The following is a 22421-nucleotide window of genomic DNA, read 5'->3' as shown; positions in this document are numbered from 1 at the left end:
GTGAATAAAAAATAAATAAAAGTTGACTGTATGGTGGCCATTGGGATAGAGAGACCCAATGGAAAAGTGCCACCATTTACGACAAAGCTCTTCATTACGGACTCTTAAGTATATAACTATTTGGTCATAAAATATAACAAATGATGAAAGGTACAGTGTCATAACAGATTTCTCGTTATGTAGGAATGTGTAGTAACTGGATAGAAATAAGGTATGATATAGTTTACTTATGGCTCAGGCCCGTGAGGTTGGATTCCATTAAAAGCTTTGGAACAAGCATGGTATCATGGCAATGATAGCTATATCATCAATAGAGTGTTTGATACCATTTTATGATTGGATCAGGAAAGAAATAAGGCATAGAGGAAGTCGTCGTGATCGAATAAGACTTCTAACCCAGATCGAAAGAGATACTATAAGAAAATTTAGTTGGGAAAGGAATGCCTGAATTCGAGAGGAGAACAGTTGGTTTTATTCTTAAACAACTTACTAAACGATTGGGGGTGTTCAAAGCCTAAGGCATAGGCAATTTCGCTGACAGAAAGATCCGTAGTGGATAGTTTCTCTTTCGCCTTTTCGATTAATTTATCATGAATGTGGTGTTGGGTACTTTGCCCTGTCAATAAATTTAGCAACACGCTTAGGTAGTTAGGTGATACATTCAACGATTCGGCAACAAACTGAACAGTTGGTAATCCTTTGATAATCAAATCATCACTATTGAAGTAATTCGTCAAAAGTGTATCCAGGCGGTTCAGAATCTGGTGATTAGTGATTTTACGGGTAATAAACTGACGATGATAAAACCGATCCGCATACGAAAGCAACACTTCCAGGTGAGCTATCATAATCGGTTGGCTGAATTTATCTATTGGAGCCTGGTATACCTGTTCAATCTGCTGGATAATCTCTGTGATGACTGTCTCTTCTTTTTCAGAAAGAAATAAGGCTTCATGTACTAAATAGGAAAAGTACTCATATTGTCTAATGGTATTGGCTAGAGGTGTGTTCCACAAAAAGTCAGGATGGACAAGTAACATCCACCCTGAATGGAATACTTCTTCGGTGGCTTCGATAGATAATACCTGACCAGGACTCATAAAAAACAGAACTCCCTCATCAAAATCATACTTCTGCTGGCCATATTTTATCTTGCCTTTAAAGTTGCGTTTCAGGGCAATGCAATATAAGTCCATAACCAGCGTAGCAGCCTCTCCAACAGGCAAATTGCGAATATCCTCCACATTAATCACACTGATAAGGGGATGTTGTGGCTTGGCAAGTTGCCGAAACGTATGATAGTCACTGGTAGTCCTGATTTGATGAAAATGTCCGTCAGTCATAATTCAATATAGCTATTTCTGGTTAAAGACAGCTGCAAATTCTTTGGCAAAGTCAGTCAGCTTCACTTTTCCCAATGTGGCAGGTTGTTTCAGATAGTAATCCTCAGCCAGAGCTCCGCTACGAAGGCAGGCATACATTTCAACTAATGTAGCTGCGGTTTCTTTAGGAATACCAGCCGTTTCCAATCCCTCTTGCATTTGCTGATCTGTAATAATGTGCCATTGTAAGTCAGGTTTTCCAATTGCACTGCCAAGGACGGAAGCAATTTCATTTCCTGTACAGTGGTCGCTGGCAACATAACGAATCTTTCGGTGGGTGGCTTGTGTCTGGATCTCTTCCGAAATTGCCATAGCGATATCTGTTGGTGAAACCAATACAATGGTATCGTCTCCGCCATAATTTGCTGCTATCATACCGGTTGTTTTGATCCTATCCAGAAATCCATATAAATTGTAATAAAAGTAGGTAGGCCGCATATGGGTGATGGCTACATCTGAGAGGGTATTCAGAATGGTCTCTACCTGGTAGGCTCCCAGAATCATTCCGGTACCTTTGTCCAGATGAGCCCCAAAACTACTCAGGTGAATCAGACGCTTTACGCCTGCCTGCTGGATGGCTTTCGCATACTTAGTTCCGATTCTGCTAAAATAGGTGGTCTGGTCTGCTTCGTGAAAATAGTTAGGAGGGATCATGCAGTATACAACATCTGCACCCGTAAAGGTAGTAGTGAGAAACGGAACATCCTCTATCGAACCAATGGCAGCAGTAGCACCCAGAGCCTCAATGTCTTTTTGCTTTTCAGGTTTACTACTTATAACAGTAACAGTATAGCCCTTTCGGACCAGTTCTTCTGTAAGTGGTTTTCCAATATGCCCTAATGAGCCTGTCAGTATCACATTCATTTTGTCCTAGTTGGTTTATGAGTAAATGATACTGCAAAGTTGGCCTGAGACTAAGAAAAGTACGTAGCCAAATCTCTCGTTATTGTAGCCGTTTCTTGAATTCTGTATTCCCTTTTATAAAAGAAGAGGTATGTGAGTAAATAGAAGATAACCGGAATATATTCTTCCAGAAGGAAAGGACACCACTTCCTCTCTGTCCTCCTGAAAGGGCAAGAAGGATGGTGTTTCTTTCAGGAAAACAGAGAAGTTAAAAACAAAAGTCAAAGTGGGGTAAATAATCAGATAATGGTGTTTATTGTTCCACCTTCCACACGAATAGCAGCGCCATTGGTGGCAGACGCTAACGGACTCGCATAATAGGCTACAGTATCTGCTATTTCCTCTACAGACGCGAAACGTTGGAGTAAAGAAGTAGGACGAATATCTTTAAAGAAATTTTGTTCAGCCTCCTGTACAGTAATCGTATTTACCGCTGCCATATCGGAAATAAACCCAGAGATCCCCCTGGATTTGGTTGGGCCTGGCAGGATGGAGTTAACTGTGACACCGGTTCCTTTTGTAAGTTCGGCCATCCCCCGACCGATAGCGATCTGAGCTGTTTTGGTCATGCTGTAATGTACCATTTCACTTGCTGTGGACACAGCCGTTTCGCTTGAAATAAAAATAATTCGTCCCCAGTTTTTTTCTAACATCTTGGGGAATAAATGCCGTGATAACCGGATGCCACTCATTACATTCATGTCAAAAAAACGTAACCATTCCTGATCAGTGATATCGACAAACGATTTAGGTTCAAATATTCCTGCATTATTGATCAGAATATCGATAGGAGGTAGCTGATTGAGTAGTTGATTTATTTGATCAACATCCAGGAAATCTGCCATGATGCCAGATATATTCGGGTTTCCAGTTGTTGTTTTTAGTTCGTTTACTGCTTTGTCGATGGCAATCTGGGTTCTACCGTTAATAAGTACTGTTGCCCCTTCGGTTGCCAGTCTTTTTGCAATCGCATAGCCGATGCCTGCGGTTGAACCACTGATAAATGCGGTTTTGTTTGTCAGTTGTAAGTCCATTTCTTTTTAATTAATTGTTTTACGTTTAGTTGGGGTAAGCCACACTACCCTTGTCTGGCTCACCCTTAGGCAGTTGGTGGATTTCACTCCGTCTGCCTTCGAGTATTTCAGATTTATGCCGCAAAGTTCACTCACTCACCCAACATGGCATAGGAAGTAGCTCACAAGTTATCTGTGAGGTACCTCACAGATAACTTGTGATATAGCTCACCTAGTGTTCAGGTGATTATGCTTGACAATCTTATAGCCAGATGGTTAACCTCTTCTTTATAATTTTACAGGCACAATTTTATTGGGATTTATACGGATAGTATGTATACCATAAAATCTGAGCACAACACATGGATAAAAGTACATTCTACCCAATTGTTGGAATTGGTTTTTCGGCAGGAGGGATTGAGGCACTACTAACATTTTTGACACATTTACCCAAGCCTGCAGGGGCATCGTTTGTGATTATTCCACAATTGTCTATTGATGACGAGAGCCTGCTGGATAAGATGCTGAAACGTTGCACACATTTACACATTAGCTGGATAAACAATGGGGTTATTCCTAAGCCTGAGCGTGCCTATCTGTTACCTCCAGGGCATCAGCTTGATTTTAAGAACCAGGCTTTTTTACTTAGACCCTACCTGTCCCAACATAAAACCAACCAGATGATCGACAGAGGGTTTACAGCTCTTGCCTATGCTTTTCAGCGACGTGTGATTGGCATTGTGTTATCAGGTACAGGTAAGGATGGGCTTTCAGGTGTCAAAGCCATCGAGAAGCAAGGAGGCATTGTATTCGTACAACATCCCGAAACAGCCCTGTTTCAGAGTATGCCCGCATCAATAATTGCGGAGAATCATCCGGATATGGTAGCTACTCCCGAAGAGCTGGCAGAGATATTGACCCGTATGTTGTAGTCTATTTATTCAATAATAACCCTCATCATAAATTATTCCAGGATTACATATACTGGACTGGTTATATCTATTAGTACATGTGTAGATAGATTGCTCTTTCATCATCCAGATGCATGTCTATAATAGAGTATCCTAATTGGAGATAATAACCGCTAGTTGAATATTCACTTATATCTATCTCAATACAAATAGTTAAATCCTGTTTCCAGTTGGTTTGAATGAAGTAAAGAGATAATATTTGTATTCCTCTTCACAAATGGGGCAGTTAATACAGATTGATACTGTATATACCGCTGTGTAAAAATTTTCCATTATTGGGGCGAAGATAGTCAATTGCTGAGATCGCAGAATTTTCTGTATCTAAACTTATGATGGCCACCACAAGTTTACTCACTGGTTTATACTATTTCTTTTCCGGAAAACACTCTTAAATGGAACATTTTTTATTTATAATTCTTGTTTTGGTTACCTGAGAGAAGAATCCGAAAAAAATATACAGAAAAATTTACTGTGTATGCTGTTCTGTAAGATTTGTTTTCTTTATCTTTAGCAAGTAGGGTTTACAAAAACAAGTATATATAATCTTAGTTAACAAGGCCAGGTTTGGTTCCCGCAGTTAATGAACTATTATTCATACAAAAATATTCCAGACCGGTTTTTTGGAGGAAAGGCAGACGGACTTACTTTCTTGCTAAGGAACAGATTTACTGTTCCCCAGTATTATATCATACCTGATGATACAGTGCGGAATATCCTTGCAGGTAGTTTGTCAGCAGAATCCTTTTTTGAGGCATGGAAAAAAAATACCAACCCCGATGAAAACTCGCTTTGGGCGCTGCGATCCAGTGCCGGAGTAGAAGATGGAACTCACCAATCTTATGCAGGTATATTTACCACTGTGCTTAATTGTAGCACTAAAAGCCTGCCTGCTGCTTTGGTAAACGTAATTGAAGGTTTTAAACAGGTGAATACTTCCGGCTATCATATGGGTGATGGCTTTAGCTTTCATGTTGTATTGCAAAAGATGGTTCAGGGAGAAATTTCAGGAGTAGGTTTTTCTACTGACCCGCTTGATCATGATGGTGATCACCCTTTGATAAACATACTACCTGGTTTGGGGTTTAAACTGGTTTCGGGTGAAGAAAACGGCATGGAAATAACATTGTCTTCTACTGGACCAAAAGCAATTTCGAAAGAAGAAACATATAAAGGGGAAGTCTTTAATGGTGGTTATAAGCCCATAACCCTTACCGGCGATGCCCTTTTTTTGGGTATAACACCCTACCTGCAAGAAATTGGGCAACAGCTAAAAAAACTTGAAGAATTAAAAGGCTTTCCGGTAGATACAGAGTTTACCCTATATAATGGTCGGATATACTGGTTGCAGGTACGCCCTATAACGTCATTAGTGCCCAAAGGTGCTTATACTGTTTGGGATAATTCGAACCTGTCCATAAACTATCCAGGTATAACATTGCCACTTACAAGTTCTTACATGCTGCATTCATACAGTATGGCTTATAAGCAAATGTGCAGGTTTTTAGGGTCTGGCAATGTGTTTATAGAGCGCAATAAAAGCTTATTTAATAGCATGGTGGGCAGTATAAAAGGGGGGATGTATTATAATATTACAGCTTGGCAGCAGCTTTTGTACCAGTTGCCATTTGGCAGTAATACAAGCCAGATGATAACAAAAATGTTGGGTGCTGACCCGGCTAAATTTAGTAAGCCTATTACCAAGGCTTCACCAATCGTATATGCTCGCTTATTTTTAAATTTACTAAAGAGTATTTTATTCTTCGGCAAGTATAAAGCGAAGTACCTGGCCCAATATGAGGCCACACGTCGGCAGTTTGAAGAAAGAAACCTCGATGCCGAAACCCATCAGGGGCTTATTGCTATTTACAAAGAAATGGAGTATAACCTGGGTCGTTACTGGTATCCGCCTATGATAAACGGCTTTTTTGCCATGCTATCCTATAACGGGTTTAAAAAAGTATTGTCACGTTCACGCCTAAATGATACGTTCCCTAACTTTCTTAATGATACTATTGCAGGCATTGGCGATGTGGTATCGGTTGACATTGTAAAGGCATTACAAGACCTTATTTACAGGCTGCACCATAACGAAATGGTGAAAAAGATACTACTCGAAGAAGATAGTTCCAAGGCCTTGCAGGCCATAGAGGTACACCATTCGGAATCGTATGCGTTGATTACCAATTACCTTAAAAAATATGGAGAACGTTGTGATGAAGGTGAAATGAAGATGGAAACTGTAAATTATCGTGAAGGCCCATCAAAATTTATTGCCTTGCTAAAAGCAAATCTGTCTCTTCCCTATCATAAAAGGGAGCAGAAAGAGCCGTTTGATTATAAAAAGGTTCTAAAAGAACAATACAGGTATAACCCTTTAAAGCACTTGCTGTTAAGTTGGGGGTTGAAGTTTACTATAAATCGGGTGCGCGACCGCGAAAACTTCCGATTTATACGAACAAAGTCATTTGCTATGGCAAGGCAGATTTTCAGGAAAATGGATAAGTGCTTACTCAATCAGGGGCTTATACATTCGGCAGGTGATTCGCTTTATCTCACTTTTGAAGAACTAACAGATCCCGGTATTACAAGCTATAAAGAAACTATCAGTAAGCGGAAAGAGGAATACGAGCTTTATCAGAATGAATATCGCTATGTGCGTTACCATGAAATAGAAGGTGTTCTGTATCCAATAGAAAAACGAGAATCATTACCAAAAGGCGAGCTATCAGGTACAGGATGTAGTAGTGGGATTGTTATAGGGGAGGCCGTTCAGGTAACTGTGCAGAATATTCAGGACCTTGATGTAAATGATAAAATACTCGTAGCACCTTTTTTTGAGCCCGGCTGGATAGGTGTATTTGCCAGGGCCCGCGGTCTTGTTGCCGAACGGGGCAGTTTGCTTTCTCATACGGCTATTTTGTGTAGGGAAATGGGAATACCGCTTATCGTGGGCGTTAAAAAAGCAACGACAGCCATTATTCACGGAGAAAAAATTAAAATAAATGGGGCCACAGGTTCTATTGAAAAAGTTATTACTCATGAATAGTACATTTAAAATTATAGCATTAGTAAGCCAGGTAGATATAAAGCCTGCTGAGCTTGATTTCTGTAGGGAACAATTAACCTGTTTGTGTGGTGACGCCAGACAGCAGGATGTTTTTTTTGAGTATTGCCTTAAATGGAAGATGGCTCCGTGGATGAATATTCAGCTTAAAAAATATAGTCTTTCTACATTATTTACTGAAGATGTGCAAGGCAAATTTGAGGCAGTATATCAGAAGGTTAAGTTGGAGAATGAAAAACGGAATGCTAAGGCACTGCAATTCCTTAAAGCATTTAATGATAACGGTATCGATTTTATTATCCTGAAGGGTAATTTATTTGCCAATACCATTTATGGTAATACAGGATACAAAAAAATGAATGATTTTGATATCCTTATAAAAAGAGAAGACTGGTCTAAGGTACATAAGATTTACCTGGATCTTGGGTTCATTCCATTGGGGTTTGGCTGGAGTGGTGAAAAAGAAAAGGAAACAAAATTCAGTCACACCGCAATACCGTTTATCAGTCCTGATTTTACATGCATCATTGGCACACAATGGGGTTTAAAATCACCTACAACAAGCTTTACTATAAACATGCAGGATGCGTGGGACACGGCATTGCCTTTTTCTTTTGAGACTGTACTATGCAAGCAGCTATCGCCAGCTTATAACCTGCTACACCTTATACTGCACATGGGAATATATAAATGCGGTATACGTGATTGCATGGATGTATACAACCTTCTTGCTGCCACATCATGGAATGTGGCTGACACACAAGCCTTGTTTGATTTGATAGAGAAAACAGGTGCGACAGAAAAAGCTCGCTTTACACTCGAAATGTGCAATTTGTGTACCAACACCATACCAAAGGCCTGGCTGGAAAGGATGCCAGTAAAGGATTCTTCGTTCATAAGCACCAGGCTAAAGAAAAGAAAAGAGATGTTTGCCGAAACAGGAGACATTCATAATTCCTACAATGATTATTTTCAGGATATTGAAAAGAATGTTATTTATATAAATCTTTTCCCTAAGTTCCATCATCGTCTGCCATTGTATGGCAAAATACTCAGGATGTTGTATTTTCCCGACATCGGGCACAGTCTCAAGTTTATAGACAAGTTTCACAGCCCTACTATTGCTAACAAAATTAAAGGCAGGATACAGGGGCCATGGTTTTCCTTTGCCATAATTGCAGAAGAGGTAGGGTGGAAAGTTACCAGTCTGTTGTTTGTAAAGCTGTTTTTTGACGTAATGCTGTCTCCTGTAAACTATGTCTTGGCTAAGGATTCATACTTTGATTACCTGCGTAAAAAGAACATTGACCCCGCCGAAATAAAGAAAGTTGTAAGCAATGTACAATAAAAAAAGAACCCTTATCTGCATAACAGGTGCCGACGGCTCTGGGAAATCCACACTCATAAACGGCCTTAAAAAAGAATGGTCATATGCCTGGGAGGTAAGCATTTGGGATATGCTGGAAAACTCCGCCGGACAGATCTTCAGCGGTAAAAAGGCAGTAGATGACTATTTATGCCTGCTTGACACCAATGCACGGCTGTTGTTTTTAGCGCATGCCATGCAGGCTGCAATAGATAAGGCGTTGCAGTCCGACACCAGGATAATCATTATAAACGCTTACTATTATAAATATTTTGCTTCCGAAACAGTAATGGGTGCAGACAGGGAACTAGTGCAGTACCTTGCTTCGCGCATGCCGGTGCCCGATAAGACCATTTTACTTTCATACAGGCCTGAACTGAGCGCTGTGCGTAAAAAACGATTCTCCCGATATGAGTGTGGCTGCCGTGACGCAACCCCTGAAAATTTTATCGGGTTTCAAACCCGATTGATTGCTGAGTTCGAAACGTATACTAAATCAGACTGGTGTATACTTGATTCGTCATTCCTACCGGAGGAGCTGTGTGCGCTAGCTGTTAAATATATCTCCGAATGATAAAAACCATACTTATAACAGGTTTAGACGGAAGCGGCAAAAGCGTGATATTCTCAAAATTAAAATCACAAAAGCTTGAGCATGTAACGTTGTTGACCCTGCCGCATATAGACGAAGATGTATTACCAGAGGACTCAGCACTTAAAAAGCACACAAAACTCTTAAATGAGATGGGTGCAGATGCTGATAAGAACAACCGGAGCGACCTGAAAGCCCTGTCACTCTTTGGTGCCATGATGCTTTACCAAAAGCTGGCAGATGAAATGGTAACCCCTCTTACTCGTGTGCTGGTATGTGAGCGACATCCTTTAGTAGACCCGCTTGTTTATGCAAGATTTTATACAGGTCGTATAAGTCCGGGTAGTCTGAAAAGGGAACGTCTGGATTATTACAATGAGGCCTATGGTCAGCTATTGGGCTTTATACTGTCGTTACTTCCTGTAAAAGGGCTTGCTGACCCTGCAGGTACACTATTTACTTTTATACATGATTGTTTTAAAGATGCTACTGTGCCAGATGAGAAACTCAGAGCATTATTTAAAACCAGTTTGCCTGATGAGATTTACTTTTTAAAGGCTGAACCTGGTGTACTTTTAAACCGTATTGCCTCAAGAAAAGTGTCTGAACCCCATGAACAGCTTCAGATTCTGGCACTGTTTGATAAAATTTACGATAGTCTGTTTGACGCTGTTGCCATACGCCATAAAACAGTTGTTGAATACATTCATGCTTCACAGTTCGAAAGCCTTGACCGATTTTATGGAAGGCTTGTTAATGAAATACTTAACCAATAAGTTATGGAAAACTATCCCATAGTTCCCGGCAGGGGCCTGGTAACGCCTTACTCTACCAAGCTGCGTCAGGATTATTTGGATGAACAGGGTTATTCTACAACACATATCGCAGCTTCTGGGCTATTGCATTCTGATATACAGAATAAAATAGAATCCTATATAGGCTCTGTTGAAATACCCATAGGGCTAGTAGGGCCGCTTTTGCATATAGAAGAAGACGGCAAAGAATGGGTATATGCCGGGGCAGCAACCTTAGAAGGTGCCCTTGTGGCAAGTATGAACCGGGGAGCAAAAGCAGCCAGCATGAGCGGTGGTATTGCTACCACCTTTGTGCACCAGAAAATGAGCCGTTGCCCCATGTTTATTTTTAATAGTACTGCCGATGCAGGAACGTTTTACAACTGGCTGCCGGATAAGTTTGAATACATTAAAAAAGAAGCCCAAAAGCATTCTAACCATGCGCGGCTTTTATCTATAGAACCTGTACTGGCTGATACTGTAGTGCATGCCCGTTTTTTTTACCGTACTGGCGATGCTTCCGGCCAAAACATGACCACCACTTGTACCTGGCATGCATTGCTGTTTATTGTTAGCCATTTTACCACAGAAACAGGTATAGCCATTAAAAACTATGTTATTGAAGGCAATGGCTCGTCCGATAAAAAAGTCTCATCCTATTCGGTTGAAAATGGCCGGGGTGTGCGGGTAATGGCAGAATGCTACCTGAAAGAGGCCGTTATAGAAAATGTCCTGCGCACTACGTCGCAGGACATTGTAAACTGTTTTACACCATCTGTAGCACTTGCAAACAATGATAATATGTTTAGTTACAATATCAATGTGGCTAACACAATAGCGGCCATATTTGCCGCTACAGGGCAGGACCTGGGCTGTGTTCATGAGTCGTCTGTGGGTATGCTGCACCTGGAAAAAACCGATGACGGACTCTATATATCTCTTGTGCTCCCTACGCTGGTTGTAGGTACGGTAGGAGGGGGCACATCAGTCCCCAAACAAAAAGAAATGCTGGAATTAATGAAGTGCTATGGACAAGGCAAGTTGCAACGCTTTGCCCAACTGATAGCCGCATTTGCTCTGTCGCTCGAAATTTCTACCTACGCCGCCATTGTAAGTGGGGCATTTGCCAAAGCCCACGAAAAACTTGGACGCAATAAACCGGTAAATTGGCTTACCCGGACCGAACTTAATCAAAGCCTGGTCAGGGGCATAATGGGCAGTGTGCACGCAGAATATGCTAGTCTGAATGTTTCTTTTGTGGAGAAAGAAATGGAAAATGGCATCATTACAAACCTTACCAGCAAGACCAGTAATAAGCTTATTGGCTTTTTCCCTTTTACAGCTACAGGCCCCCAGCACAATCTTTCGCTGCTTATCAAATCAAAAGCATCCGACCAGGATATAATAAAGGGGCTGCATAGTTTGGCTGCTGCTATAGAACCGGCACTATCTGACCTTATCTATGCCTACCGCAATCATACCGAGTATTATAACTGCCATCTGAAAGAACTTTTTATTTATGAGGACCTGCACAACAGCGGCTTTTGCATAACACCAAAATATTTTGGAAAAAAAGAAAATGTGCAGCGTGAAATATACCTGTTGGCTATGGAATACCTTCAGTCTGATGCTATGCACCTGTTTAATACCGAAAACAAGCCAGAAATGTGGAGACTTGAAGATGTGAAGAAGGTAATTGAAGCTATTACAAAGATACACCAACATTACTATTCTGGAGAAAATCAGGTCCCTGATCATCTTATTCGTCGCTTTGATCCTTCACAATTGGTCCCCCTTTATGAAAAACTGATTGCTATCATTCTAAAAGAGGAAGCGTCTTCTGAACGTAGCGGTCAGTTTAAAAAACTCCCTGGTTTTTTGAAGGATATCACACAAAGTATAGAAAATTCATGGCCTGTTTGTGTGATCCACAATGATTTTAATCCTAGAAATGTCGGTATCCGGAGCAATGCAGAGGTGTGTATTTATGATTGGGAACTAGCAGTAAAGAACATACCTCATCGTGATATCGTAGAGTTCCTGGCTTTTGTCCTGGTTGATCGTAATGATATAAGTGTACTGAAAGAAAATCTTGGTTTACATGCTGATATTTGGGGAAAGAACCTTGAGGATAACGAATGGCTGCAAGGATATGTGTATGGCCTGAAAGAGTTTATGATATGTCGAATGTCTTTTTATAAGGTGTCTGAGATTTTAATGAAACTTAAGTTTCCTGATAGGGTAATGGATAACTGCTTTGCCATGCTCTCGCATATAGAAGCAATGATAGAGGCTAACAAGAGGTATGAATAGCCGTTTGTATAAATGCTTGTTCCTTTTTTTGGGGATTGTTTCCCTTGTGTTGGCTTACATAGGTGTTTTATTACCAGGCGTACCAGCAATTCCGTTTATACTTTTAGCAGGATATTGTTTCCTCCAAGGATCGCCTAAACTTTACCAATGGCTTTCAGACCGGAAATATATTGGCGCCATATTGAAAAAGTATAGTAGTGGTAATGCGTCAAAAGGCGCTATATGGTTTGTGATTTCGCAGTTGTGGATATCACTAATTGTTGCTCAGGTCATTATAAAACCTCATTTTAGTATCATAATTCTTATAAATGTAGGAGGCATTATAAGTAGTGTCATCATTTGGAATTTCTATAAGAAATAGATGTATTACTGTCCCTGAGATCACCGAATAGAAACAAGCAAACAGGAAAGATTTGGTATCTAGTTGTAAAAAGGGTTATAGACAATCCTTTTCTGATTATTTATCTTTCCTGGGCTTTATCTATTCCTTAACATGTATTTCTTTTCCTTAGCCTGCACCGTCTATGCACCGCCGATCTTTTCTTTCACTGCCTGCACTGGCACCGTTTTCGTTTATTCCCCTTTCGTTTGCCAACGACCGTCCTGACAAAGGCATCCGGGTAGATGCCGGAAAGGACCGGTTTAACAAGAGTTTTATGTATCTGGGAGCCCGCTTTGATTTGAAAGTTTCCGGAAAGGATACCGACGGGGCAATGAGTATCTATGATACTACCCGGTTCGAGAAGATAGGACCACCTTTACACAAACATACCAACCTGGACGAATGGTTTTTTGTCATGGAAGGAGAGTTTAAAGTACAGATCGGACAGGACATCTTTCGGCTCAAAGCTGGCGATAGTGTGTTTGGTCCTCGTGGAGTGGCCCACACCTTTGTCAAAACCAGCGATACTGTTGGTCGCTTGCTTCTGATTCATCAGCCAGCCGGAACTATGGAAGAATATTTTGAACAGATTATCCAGCTGAAAAGCCCAACACCGGAGCAAAAGAAAGCGTTGCTGATAAAACATCACATGGAAGCTGTAGGCCCGGCTTTGTCTCCGGATTAAGTGATTACCAGATAGTGAAATTACAATAAGCTCCTCTCAGAGAGTGGTAAACAATACAGGCTAAATCAACAAAAGTAATCCTCACCATACAGCATCACCAGGCAGCGTCCAAATGAAACAGGTTATCTTTCTTTATTGTGTGGTACTTTCTGTGAGTGCTTTTTCACAGACGAATAGCTCTGGCAAAAAGCCTGCTGCAAAAGCAATCATCTGTCTTACCTATGATGACGGCCTGGCCTCTCACTTGTCGGTAGCTGTACCACAACTGGACTCGGCTGGCTTGAAAGCTACATTTTTTCTGAATTCCATTGCGGGCTCATCGGATGTTCTTGGAAAAGCTTCTCCAGCAGTAGTAGGCTGGCAACAGGCTGCACAGAAAGGACATGAGTTGGGTAATCATACACTGTTTCATCCTTGCCCTGAAAAACTAGGTTGGGAAAAGCAGGTGGCTATTGAGCAATATACCCTTACACGCATTTTGGAAGAAGTGACTCTCTCCAATGCATTACTCACACTACTGGATCAGAAGAAAGCCAAACGAACATTTGCCTATCCCTGCAATAATGTGATAGTGCAAGGAAAAGACTACTCTACCGAACTACAAAAGACAGGTCTGATCAGTTATGCCAGAGGTGGCGGTGACCGTACCAATATAGTTACTGATTACAAAACCCTTAATCCAATGCAGGTACCGAGCTGGCTGGTGGAAGACGGAACCACACTGAACGAACTAATTGCCTTTGCCGAAAAGGTAAAACAAGCAGGCGGAATGGGTATTTATCAGTTTCATGGCATTGGCGGAGAGTTTTTTCAGGTAAGCAAAGAGACACACAAGCGTTTTCTACAATATCTGAATGCGAATAAAGAACATTACCGGGTAATTACCTTTTCTGAAGCTATGAATAGTATAACTACTCGTTGATCTCCTTTTTATCTTTCTTTTTGTAGATATGGGTCTGATCTTTATCAGATATATCTATTCAACAATACATCTCACCATGAGTAATTACAGGCTTACATATACCAGATCAGTTATATCTGTTATTTCCTGTGTAGATGAATTGCTCTAATGGTATACCATCTTATCTTTACTAAGAATGTCTGTTACCATTACTTTAATCACAAAAATGAAACAGAGTGGATCTGAATTGGGTACTCACTCAAAATACGCAACCCGACTGTAGAAGGGTTGACTCTTTTTTTATTACCTTTTCCAGGTTTGTTTCAACTACTTCTCATACCCAAACGGATCAGTCCACTCAATGTGAATGTCTGGCTGTTGCAGTTAGACAGTAAGCAGACAAGGCTATAGTATAACTCCAAAAATTTTCTCAATCAAAAAACCTGTAGCATAAAGTCTCTGATGAGAAATTAATTCCGTACTAAAAATCAACACTTCTTTTGCCTGTTCTTCATAAAATCTATACCTCAACAGGTATAAACAACAAGTATTCATCACAAAGAAGCTTGTGATAAGTATTTACCACATCCTGCATCAGTATACGTTTCTGTTGATTGCAGTAATCTGTGTATGAAATGCAATGTGTGAACGTTCAGAATAAGCCTATAAGGAAGATTTTATCTGCACAAAATACCTGTTTTGCATTTTAAGTATTTGCCACATAAACGGTTGATCTAAATTATTTACTGGTCTAGTGGCATTGTTTTATCATATTATTAGCAGAAGTATGGTGTATTGTCTTTCAGGAATCTAACTGACAGACTGTAATTGATCCTCTTTGTTGGGTATTGTGTCTTACCAATGCTTCCACTAACAGAGATTCACTGACTGTACTCCTTAAATTGAGATAGAATATTGAGATAAAATATAAAGTGATGTCTATAGAAAATTGAAAGAAAGAGTTATTGCTATGCTGGTAACTTTTTCTACTTTCTTTTCTACTACCCTTTCTTTCACAGAAAGGCATACCTATTAGTTCATTTCCAACACTATACTTTCTTTCGTATATAACAATTCACAGATTTTATACTCATTGACTCATCCAATAGGCTTTTAGGGATCTGGGTATGAGATTAAAGTTTCTGCTTTTTGCAGATGTGTTTGAACAGGCGCGATACAGTATAGATACGGACCTAAACTGTATCAGAATGATTCATTGTATCAGGTACTGGTATAGAGTGGTATTGAAAACAGATTGCCTGGGTATGCAAAACGAAATATACCTATATGCTGTAGGATCTGACTGATATACAATCAATCGCTACAACAACTAAGTTTACTTATACTAACTAATCACAACCAGCATGAAAAATCTTTTTGCAATCAAACAACAGGCGTTTAAGCATCTAACTTTCAGTTTGCTCGCCTTGTTAAGTGTGAGTACCTATTCCTATGCACAAGAGGCAGATGGAGTAAAATTTGGGATCAAGGGGGGACTTAACCTTTCCAACTTTTATAAAACAGAAGTCGGAGACGAAAAGATTAAACCTGGATTCAATGCAGGCGTATTTCTAAAGGCACCCATTGCAGGAGAAGTTTTATCCATACAGCCTGAGGTTTTATATACACTGGTAGGCTCTGAAACCGAGTATAGCAATTTTTTACAGGGCAGTGGTAAATACCGCTTCAACCTGGGATATATTCAGGTACCTATTCTGTTGATGGTAAATCTGGGCCCTCTCAACATTCACGCCGGTCCGTATGCGGCCTTTCTGACGAATGTGAATATAAAAGATGTAGACGATGATGGATCGATAGATGGAGTAACCGAATTAAATAAAGACAAATTCAACAGCATTGATTATGGTCTGGCTGGTGGTCTCGGTTTTGATCTGAAGGGAGCTACACTGGGATTCCGTTATAACTATGGTTTGCGTGAGGTAGGAAAAGATGGAGGGATCAGCCTGAATGGTTCTACCAATGCCAGTCGGTTGCTAAGAGACTCTAAAAACAGCGTCTTCCAGATTTATGTAGGATTCGGTTTTTAACACACAACATATCAGCCAGGTTTCAACGCATTTATTTATACTCACTTTACAAAAAAGCTGCATCCGCATTTTAAGGACCTCTTTCTGTCGTATTCTACATGAGGCTCTTACTATATAGTTTCTTTGAATGTAGTATGTGAATTACACTCAGAAAGTGTTTCTTACATTGTTTTCTTTAAAGCTGTCAGAGGGAGAATTTCAAGGTCTATATCTCCCTCCAACGTTAGCCACTCGCAGATAGCATGTGAGATATTCTCACTTTCTGTAAAGTTTGTAATTTTCATAACTGGACGTTCTGAACAGTTCTGGTGGTTGAGGAGCACTCTATCGTGTATGTTTATTTCACGTTGAGATTGCCTCCCATCGTTTGGATGTAACAGGAATCTGACTTCATTTGGCTGATAGAGTTCTATTTTCATATAATGCTTTTTGTCAAAATAGGCACAATGAAGAATCTCTTGCGAAAATATATTGTCGGAAGTGATGTGAATAATAGTCATACGAGTATTAGACAAGATACCTTCAACAATATCACCTGTTTGCGGTTTCGTAATGGCGTCGTCCATTTGTTAAATAAAGAGGAGTATGTCTATAAAATACTGTCCGCCAATAACGAAGTAAAAATAAATCCCATCAATACGTATAAATACGCATTAATGAACGTATAAATACGTATTGATAAGGATCTATTTATGGTAGATAACTTCCTATCCGGTTACTGATACAGAGGATTTGTTTTTAGATTGGATGCAGTCAGGTATTCCATTACCTGCCTATCACTTAAGAAATGATGGCCTCTTCTATGTATTGTGATTACAAACCGGGCAAGTTTGTTGACCTGCTGGTTGTGGACTTCCGCATTGAGAACACACCTGTACATTGGGCGCTTTTTTCTAGTGATCCCGAAATTCTTTTTTCAGGTACTGCTCATGTATATATGGAGCAGTACCTGTCAAACTGAAAAAATACCCGTCATCGAATGAGATGCGATCTGATATAAGGTGATAATCTAATGAGATCGGATGCTTTCCTCCAGTTCCATATCCTTTTTTGCCGGAATAAATTTCCGTTCTTTAAGCGAAAATCCGTTTCCTTTCGTCAACAAATGCACCGTCAGATTTTCAGCAGATAAAGGAGTTCCTTTCTCTACATACGCAATGTTGGTATGTCCCAGTTCTTTGCTATCGATTACTACGACCATTCCCGAACCACAACACTCGGCTTTATTGCCATCATAAATAACCAATGCTGTATCTTCACCAAGGCCCAGCCCTATACAGGCAGGGTTCGTGATAATGGATTCTGCCAGCCGTCCAAACCGTCCACGGTTAATAAAATGTGTATCTATGATGCAATGATCTATCAACCCAAGGCCAGAACTAATCTTTACAGTTCCCTTCAGTAGTGCCTTGTGGCTATCCCCTTCATAGATCATCACTGACGAGATCGCCATAGCTCCGGCACTAGTACCTCCTACAATAAAGCCAGGTTCCCGGATATACTTTCGGGTGATAACCTCCATTAGTTGAGAGGAACCCAGTATAGTAGAAAGACGAAACTGATCTCCACCACTGAAAAACACGGCACTGGCCTTCTCGATACGTTTGATTGTAGCAGGTGCATTGGCTTCCTCGCGGTTGCTAATATGGATAATACCTACATTGGAAATGTTGGCTCGTTCAAAAGCCTTCTGGTACTTTTTGCCCATTTCGTTTGGCTCTTCCGAAGCTGTGGTAATTACTTCGATCCGATAATCGGCTTTGGAATTATCAGGAAGTAGTTCTTGTAATACTTCAAAGCTTTGAAAGTTTCGACTTTCTTCCTGAGCACATGACAACTTTTGAGGATCTCCGATATCTTCGGCTCCTCCTATAATCAATAATTTTCCTTTAGGAACTTCTTGCATATAGTAGGTTATTTTAGATAAAACAAATGGATAATAGTTTTTCAATGATCACTTATGGAGTGTTTTCTCTGTAACCAAACAGATCCCTATCGCCAGAGAATTTTTTGTGTACCCTTATTTGTAAGTTGTTACTTTTTGAAAGCCCTCATCTGCACCTTTCTGATATGGCATGTCAATTTCAGTCAGAAGCGAGCTTGTTCCGCCATGCATTTTCGGTGTTTACACAATCACTTATCCTCTAACTGGAAGGATGAATATCCAGCCATGTTTATTGCCAGAGGTAGGAATACCTATGTGAGATGCGGACTACAGGAAGACTATTTCTGCAAAAAGCTTTCGGCTTATATTATAGGAATCCTGCCAGTGGAGATGACTGTATATAACAATGTATCGGAGCCTAAAGTCTTATTCCTCTTACATTTTAGACTGGCGTTTTTAACCAATACTTTTTTATGTGCAAAGTGGCAGTTACTATAAATAAGTCTGTTTTAGAGGCAAAAAAGATACTTACCTTTTCTTCTGAGCAGGTACTGACAAAACCACTACGGCTTTTTGCCAGCTTTTCTATCTCACGGGCCAGGGATTCTCCTATTGGGACTGCATTGTTCTTCTGCCAGGCATGTTTAGAAAAGATTCCAGACTCATCTTCTATGAAACGATAGTTTATCAAAGTAGGGATTTGTGCTTGTGGCCTTTGGGAAAACCTATCAATAGGATGAGTTGGATAATATTTCAGTTTCTGCAAATGCAACTTGCTGATAGTAAATTTGTGGCGGCAGGTAGACCAGTAATAAGGTCTCCTCATTACTTTTGCTTCAAATATTTTCATTGTATAACTCCTATGCTAAACCTTTACGTCTGGCATAATAGCGGTAAAAAACATGCCCGTTTTTAGACATTTCAGGCACAAAATAGAAATATACCTGGTAAGACTTCCAAGCACCTAGCAGAAGTATGATATAAATACTCATTTCAGTAGAACGTATATGTGTTAGCATAGCACTGGGTAAAAAAGTTTTACCTATATGGTTGTTAATAGTAAAAGCACTTTTTTACGATGAGTGAAACCCAAATCAGAAGCCAGCTGAAAAATAAGCACCCATGTAAACTTGTTTCACAGTTACAATTGCTGCGGCTAGTACCTGATTTTCAAAACGAGTGTTTGTACCAAGTCCATTCTGGTTATTCTGACCATATTTCCAGTTAGCCTTAGCAGGGGAAATTGTAGAAAAAAATATATGAAAATGTTAGTGCATGAGTATATTTTATCTTGAGTGATTTATCTGGAAATATTTATATTTGGCCTGCACAATGTCTTACCTGCACGAAGACATAATTGGCTGACCTTTGTTACATCACTACTACCTATGAGTAAAAATCTTTTTGAGCAAAGGCTCTCTGAACAGGAAAATTGGTCTGAATTGGCATTGCAATTAGCTGAGATAGGAAGATGGGAGTTAGATCTGGTTGATTATAAAGTCTATTTGGATGATCGGTGCACAGAACTATATGGCTTTCCCTCTGAAGAAGCTCCTTCTTATAATGACCTGTTTAACTATATTTATCCGGAAGATCATGCAAAAGTAAAACTGGCAGTCAGCCAGAGTCTTACACTTGCTGAGTACGTTCCTTATAATATTCGCTTTCGTACTATTAGTGCTGAGGATAAAAAAGTTCGCTGGATACACTGTAAAGGCAAAACCAGTTTTACTGCGGAAGGTAATCCTTATCGGTTTATAGGGACTGCACAGGATGTAACAGAACTGATTGAGTCACAAAAACAGGCGGCTGCTTTTGAGCACTTGTCAGAGTTAGCCCTCGAAGGGGCTTCTGCAGGATGGTTTACCATTCGAATGGCAGATAATTACATGGAACATTCACTGACACTGACCAGGATTATGACTGGAACCGAAAAACTGGTAAACCGGGATTTTCTGATAAAGCACTTGCATCCGGATGATATTCCCCTTCGCGACAAAGCTTACCAGGAAGCTGCTCAATCAGGAAAACTTCGATACGAAGTTCGTTTTATCTGGGACGATGGATCTATACACTGGGTCAGAGTCCTGGGAACCTACCAGTATGATGAGCACCATACTCCCTATTTCTTTGCCGGCATCGCTCAGGACATCACTCTGGAGGTGCAGGCTCGCCTGGAACTGCAAGTGAGTGAAGAGCGATTCCGCAATATTGTAGAGCAAGCCCCTATGGGATTGGGGTTGCTGAAAGGAACCGATATGATTATCGAGGTAGGTAATCAGCGAATGTTTGACTTGTGGGGCAAAGATAGTTCTATCATAGGCATGAAATTAATGGAAGCATTGCCTGAGCTGGAAGGACAGGGATTCTGGGAATTGTTACAACATGTCTATCATACCGCAGAACCTTTTGTGGGAGTGGGTACCTTGGCTAAACTGCAACGCAATGGAAAACTAGAAGATGCCTATTTTGATTTTGCCTACACCCCTTTACGCAATGCTACTGGCAAAGTATCTGGGATAATGGTACTAGCCAACGAAGTGACCACTCAGACTTTATCACAGAAGTCTCTGGCTTCCAGTGAGGCCAAGTTTCGTTCTCTTATAGAAGAGGCTCCTTTTGCTACAGCTCTCTATCGTGGAGAAGAGTTGATTATAGATACAGCTAACCAGACGATGATTGAACTATGGGGGAAAGATGAAAGTGTACGAGGAATGCGACTTGCCGATGCCTTGCCCGAACTGGAGTCACAACCCTTTCTGGATATATTGGCTCAGATTTATAAGACAGGTCAGGTGTATCATGCCCGGGAGATGCGAGCAGATCTTGTAGTAAGAGGCAAATTGGACAGTTTCTACTTCAATTTTATCTATAAGCCACTGAGAGATGAAAAGGGGCAGGTTTATGCCATATTGAATATGGCAGTTGAGGTAACAGATGAAGTAATATACCGCCAGAAACTGGAAGAAAGTGAATTGTTCGCCAGAACCATTTTCTACAATTCACCTGTTGCCAAAATGGTTTTGACCACTGAGCAGATGTTGATCCATACCATCAATGAGAACATGCTTCAGATGATAGGACGGGATGAATCCATTATAGGCAAACCCCTTCTGGAAGCTATCCCCGAACTGAGATCTACCTCTTTACCTGACCGGTTCCAGCATGTATATACCACAGGACAAACGTTTCATGAGCCGGAAGAACGGTTTGACCTGCTACGGTTTGGAATCCCTTATACAGGCTATTACAATTACACGTATAAGGCGCTTACCAACACAAATGGCCAGATTTATGGAGTGATCATAGCGGCCATTGAGGTAACCAATCTAGTACTTGCCCGCAAAAAAGTAGAAGAAGCAGAAGCCATGATGCGGGGAGCCATTGAACTGGCACAACTGGGAACCTGGACCTATGACCCTGCTACCAACCGCACCACCTATTCAGATCGGCTCAGAGAATGGTTTGGTATCTTGCCTGAAGAAGAGGATCTAGACGATGTGTATCCAGTATTATCCAACGCAGATCAGGAGCGTATCCGTACGGCTATGTCCTGGGCTCTCAATCCCGAATCGGGGGGTATTTACAATGAAGAATATGCAATAACCAACCGAACCACTGGCCAGAAATATATTATTCATGCACAAGCCCGCACCTTTTTTGATGAGCAGGGAAAACCTGTAAAAATGTTTGGAACGGCTCAGGATGTAACTGAGCGGCGTTCTGCACAACTGGTATTGGAGCAACAGGTTCAGAAGCGTACGGAAGAACTGGCAACAACCAATGAAGAATTAGCCGCTACCAATGAAGAACTGGCTACTACCAATGATGAATTGTTTGAAGCCAATCAACTGCTGGCTCGCTCCAATGATAATCTTGAAAAGTTTGCCTATATTGCCTCACATGATTTGCAGGAACCTCTTCGCAAGATTCAAGCTTTCGGAGATTTGTTAAAGAAGGAATATGCAACTTCACTTGGGAATGGAATACCTATTCTTGAACGCATGCAGTCAGCATCCAAGCGGATGTCGGTTTTAATCCAAGATCTGTTGTCATTTTCCAAAATATCAAACCAGAAAGATCGTACCGAATCTGTATCCTTGAATCAGGTGCTAGATACAG

Annotated in this window: 17 protein-coding genes; 11 read left to right on the top strand and 6 right to left on the bottom strand. The window is 40.6% G+C overall.

Translation table 11 applies throughout. The features are described 5' to 3' along the window. Positions 1–425: 425 nt before the first annotated feature. The 3 genes from QNI22_RS34785 to QNI22_RS34775 form a co-directional block, all read right to left on the bottom strand. Positions 426–1343 carry a helix-turn-helix domain-containing protein gene (locus tag QNI22_RS34785; protein ID WP_314518476.1) on the bottom strand — a complete coding sequence of 306 codons (918 nt, stop codon included), beginning with the start codon at positions 1341–1343 and terminating at the stop codon, positions 426–428. Between the two features lie 12 nt (positions 1344–1355). Next, positions 1356–2246 (bottom strand): NmrA family NAD(P)-binding protein, encoded by an 891-nt coding sequence (locus tag QNI22_RS34780; protein WP_314518475.1) that lies wholly within the window; start codon positions 2244–2246, stop codon positions 1356–1358. A gap of 278 nt (positions 2247–2524) precedes the next feature. Then, entirely contained in the window at positions 2525–3319 is a 795-nt protein-coding gene (locus tag QNI22_RS34775; RefSeq protein ID WP_314518474.1) for an SDR family NAD(P)-dependent oxidoreductase, read from the bottom strand. Positions 3320–3660: 341 nt separating this feature from the next. Here QNI22_RS34775 and QNI22_RS34770 point away from each other — a divergent pair, with 341 nt between their 5' ends. The 10 genes from QNI22_RS34770 (at position 3661) to QNI22_RS34730 (ending at position 16414) form a co-directional block, all read left to right on the top strand. After that, positions 3661–4230 carry a chemotaxis protein CheB gene (locus QNI22_RS34770; RefSeq protein ID WP_314518472.1) on the top strand — a complete coding sequence of 190 codons (570 nt, stop codon included), beginning with the start codon at positions 3661–3663 and terminating at the stop codon, positions 4228–4230. 619 nt (positions 4231–4849) lie between these two features. Further along, positions 4850–7315: a PEP/pyruvate-binding domain-containing protein gene (locus QNI22_RS34765; protein WP_314518470.1), complete on the top strand. Its 2466-nt coding sequence runs from the start codon at positions 4850–4852 to the stop codon at positions 7313–7315. Then, complete coding sequence (locus tag QNI22_RS34760) at positions 7308–8681, top strand: nucleotidyltransferase family protein (protein WP_314518467.1); 1374 nt, start codon at positions 7308–7310, stop codon at positions 8679–8681. Before QNI22_RS34765 ends, QNI22_RS34760 begins: the two co-directional genes overlap by 8 nt. Continuing rightward, on the top strand, positions 8671–9273 hold the full coding sequence (locus QNI22_RS34755) for an AAA family ATPase (protein ID WP_314518465.1): 603 nt from the start codon (positions 8671–8673) through the stop codon (positions 9271–9273). The genes QNI22_RS34760 and QNI22_RS34755 overlap by 11 nt, the downstream gene beginning before the upstream one ends. Continuing rightward, positions 9270–10067 (top strand): DEAD/DEAH box helicase family protein, encoded by a 798-nt coding sequence (locus QNI22_RS34750; protein ID WP_314518463.1) that lies wholly within the window; start codon positions 9270–9272, stop codon positions 10065–10067. The genes QNI22_RS34755 and QNI22_RS34750 overlap by 4 nt, the downstream gene beginning before the upstream one ends. 3 nt (positions 10068–10070) lie before the next feature. Beyond that, the gene (locus QNI22_RS34745; protein ID WP_314518461.1) at positions 10071–12398 is read left to right on the top strand and encodes a phosphotransferase; all 2328 of its coding nucleotides are present in this window, start codon (positions 10071–10073) and stop codon (positions 12396–12398) included. Beyond that, positions 12391–12759, top strand: coding sequence for a YbaN family protein (locus QNI22_RS40435; RefSeq protein WP_419836264.1), 369 nt, complete (start codon positions 12391–12393; stop codon positions 12757–12759). Before QNI22_RS34745 ends, QNI22_RS40435 begins: the two co-directional genes overlap by 8 nt. 163 nt (positions 12760–12922) lie before the next feature. Then, positions 12923–13465, top strand: a complete 543-nt coding sequence (locus QNI22_RS34740) for a cupin domain-containing protein (RefSeq protein WP_314518459.1) — start codon at positions 12923–12925, stop codon at positions 13463–13465. A gap of 112 nt (positions 13466–13577) precedes the next feature. Then, positions 13578–14387 carry a polysaccharide deacetylase family protein gene (locus QNI22_RS34735; protein ID WP_314518457.1) on the top strand — a complete coding sequence of 270 codons (810 nt, stop codon included), beginning with the start codon at positions 13578–13580 and terminating at the stop codon, positions 14385–14387. A 1343-nt stretch (positions 14388–15730) separates the two neighbouring features. Next, entirely contained in the window at positions 15731–16414 is a 684-nt protein-coding gene (locus tag QNI22_RS34730; RefSeq protein WP_314035720.1) for a porin family protein, read from the top strand. A gap of 161 nt (positions 16415–16575) precedes the next feature. Here the strand turns inward: QNI22_RS34730 and QNI22_RS34725 are convergent, their stop codons facing one another. The 3 genes from QNI22_RS34725 to QNI22_RS34715 form a co-directional block, all read right to left on the bottom strand. After that, positions 16576–16980 carry a hypothetical protein gene (locus QNI22_RS34725; RefSeq protein ID WP_314518455.1) on the bottom strand — a complete coding sequence of 135 codons (405 nt, stop codon included), beginning with the start codon at positions 16978–16980 and terminating at the stop codon, positions 16576–16578. A gap of 443 nt (positions 16981–17423) precedes the next feature. Beyond that, positions 17424–18320, bottom strand: a complete 897-nt coding sequence (locus tag QNI22_RS34720; protein ID WP_314518453.1) for a cyanophycinase — start codon at positions 18318–18320, stop codon at positions 17424–17426. A 421-nt stretch (positions 18321–18741) separates the two neighbouring features. Further along, positions 18742–19149, bottom strand: coding sequence for a hypothetical protein (locus QNI22_RS34715; protein ID WP_314518451.1), 408 nt, complete (start codon positions 19147–19149; stop codon positions 18742–18744). A 538-nt stretch (positions 19150–19687) separates the two neighbouring features. On the opposite strand from QNI22_RS34715, the gene QNI22_RS34710 reads away from it, so the two are divergent. Further along, positions 19688–22421: PAS domain-containing sensor histidine kinase (locus QNI22_RS34710; protein ID WP_314518449.1), on the top strand; the 2734-nt coding region annotated here is incomplete at its 3' end.

The organism is Xanthocytophaga agilis (assembly GCF_030068605.1).
Taxonomy (GTDB): domain Bacteria; phylum Bacteroidota; class Bacteroidia; order Cytophagales; family 172606-1; genus Xanthocytophaga; species Xanthocytophaga agilis.
The sequence above is the reverse complement of the archived record's forward strand: the minus strand, read 5'-3'. Positions and strand labels throughout refer to the sequence as shown.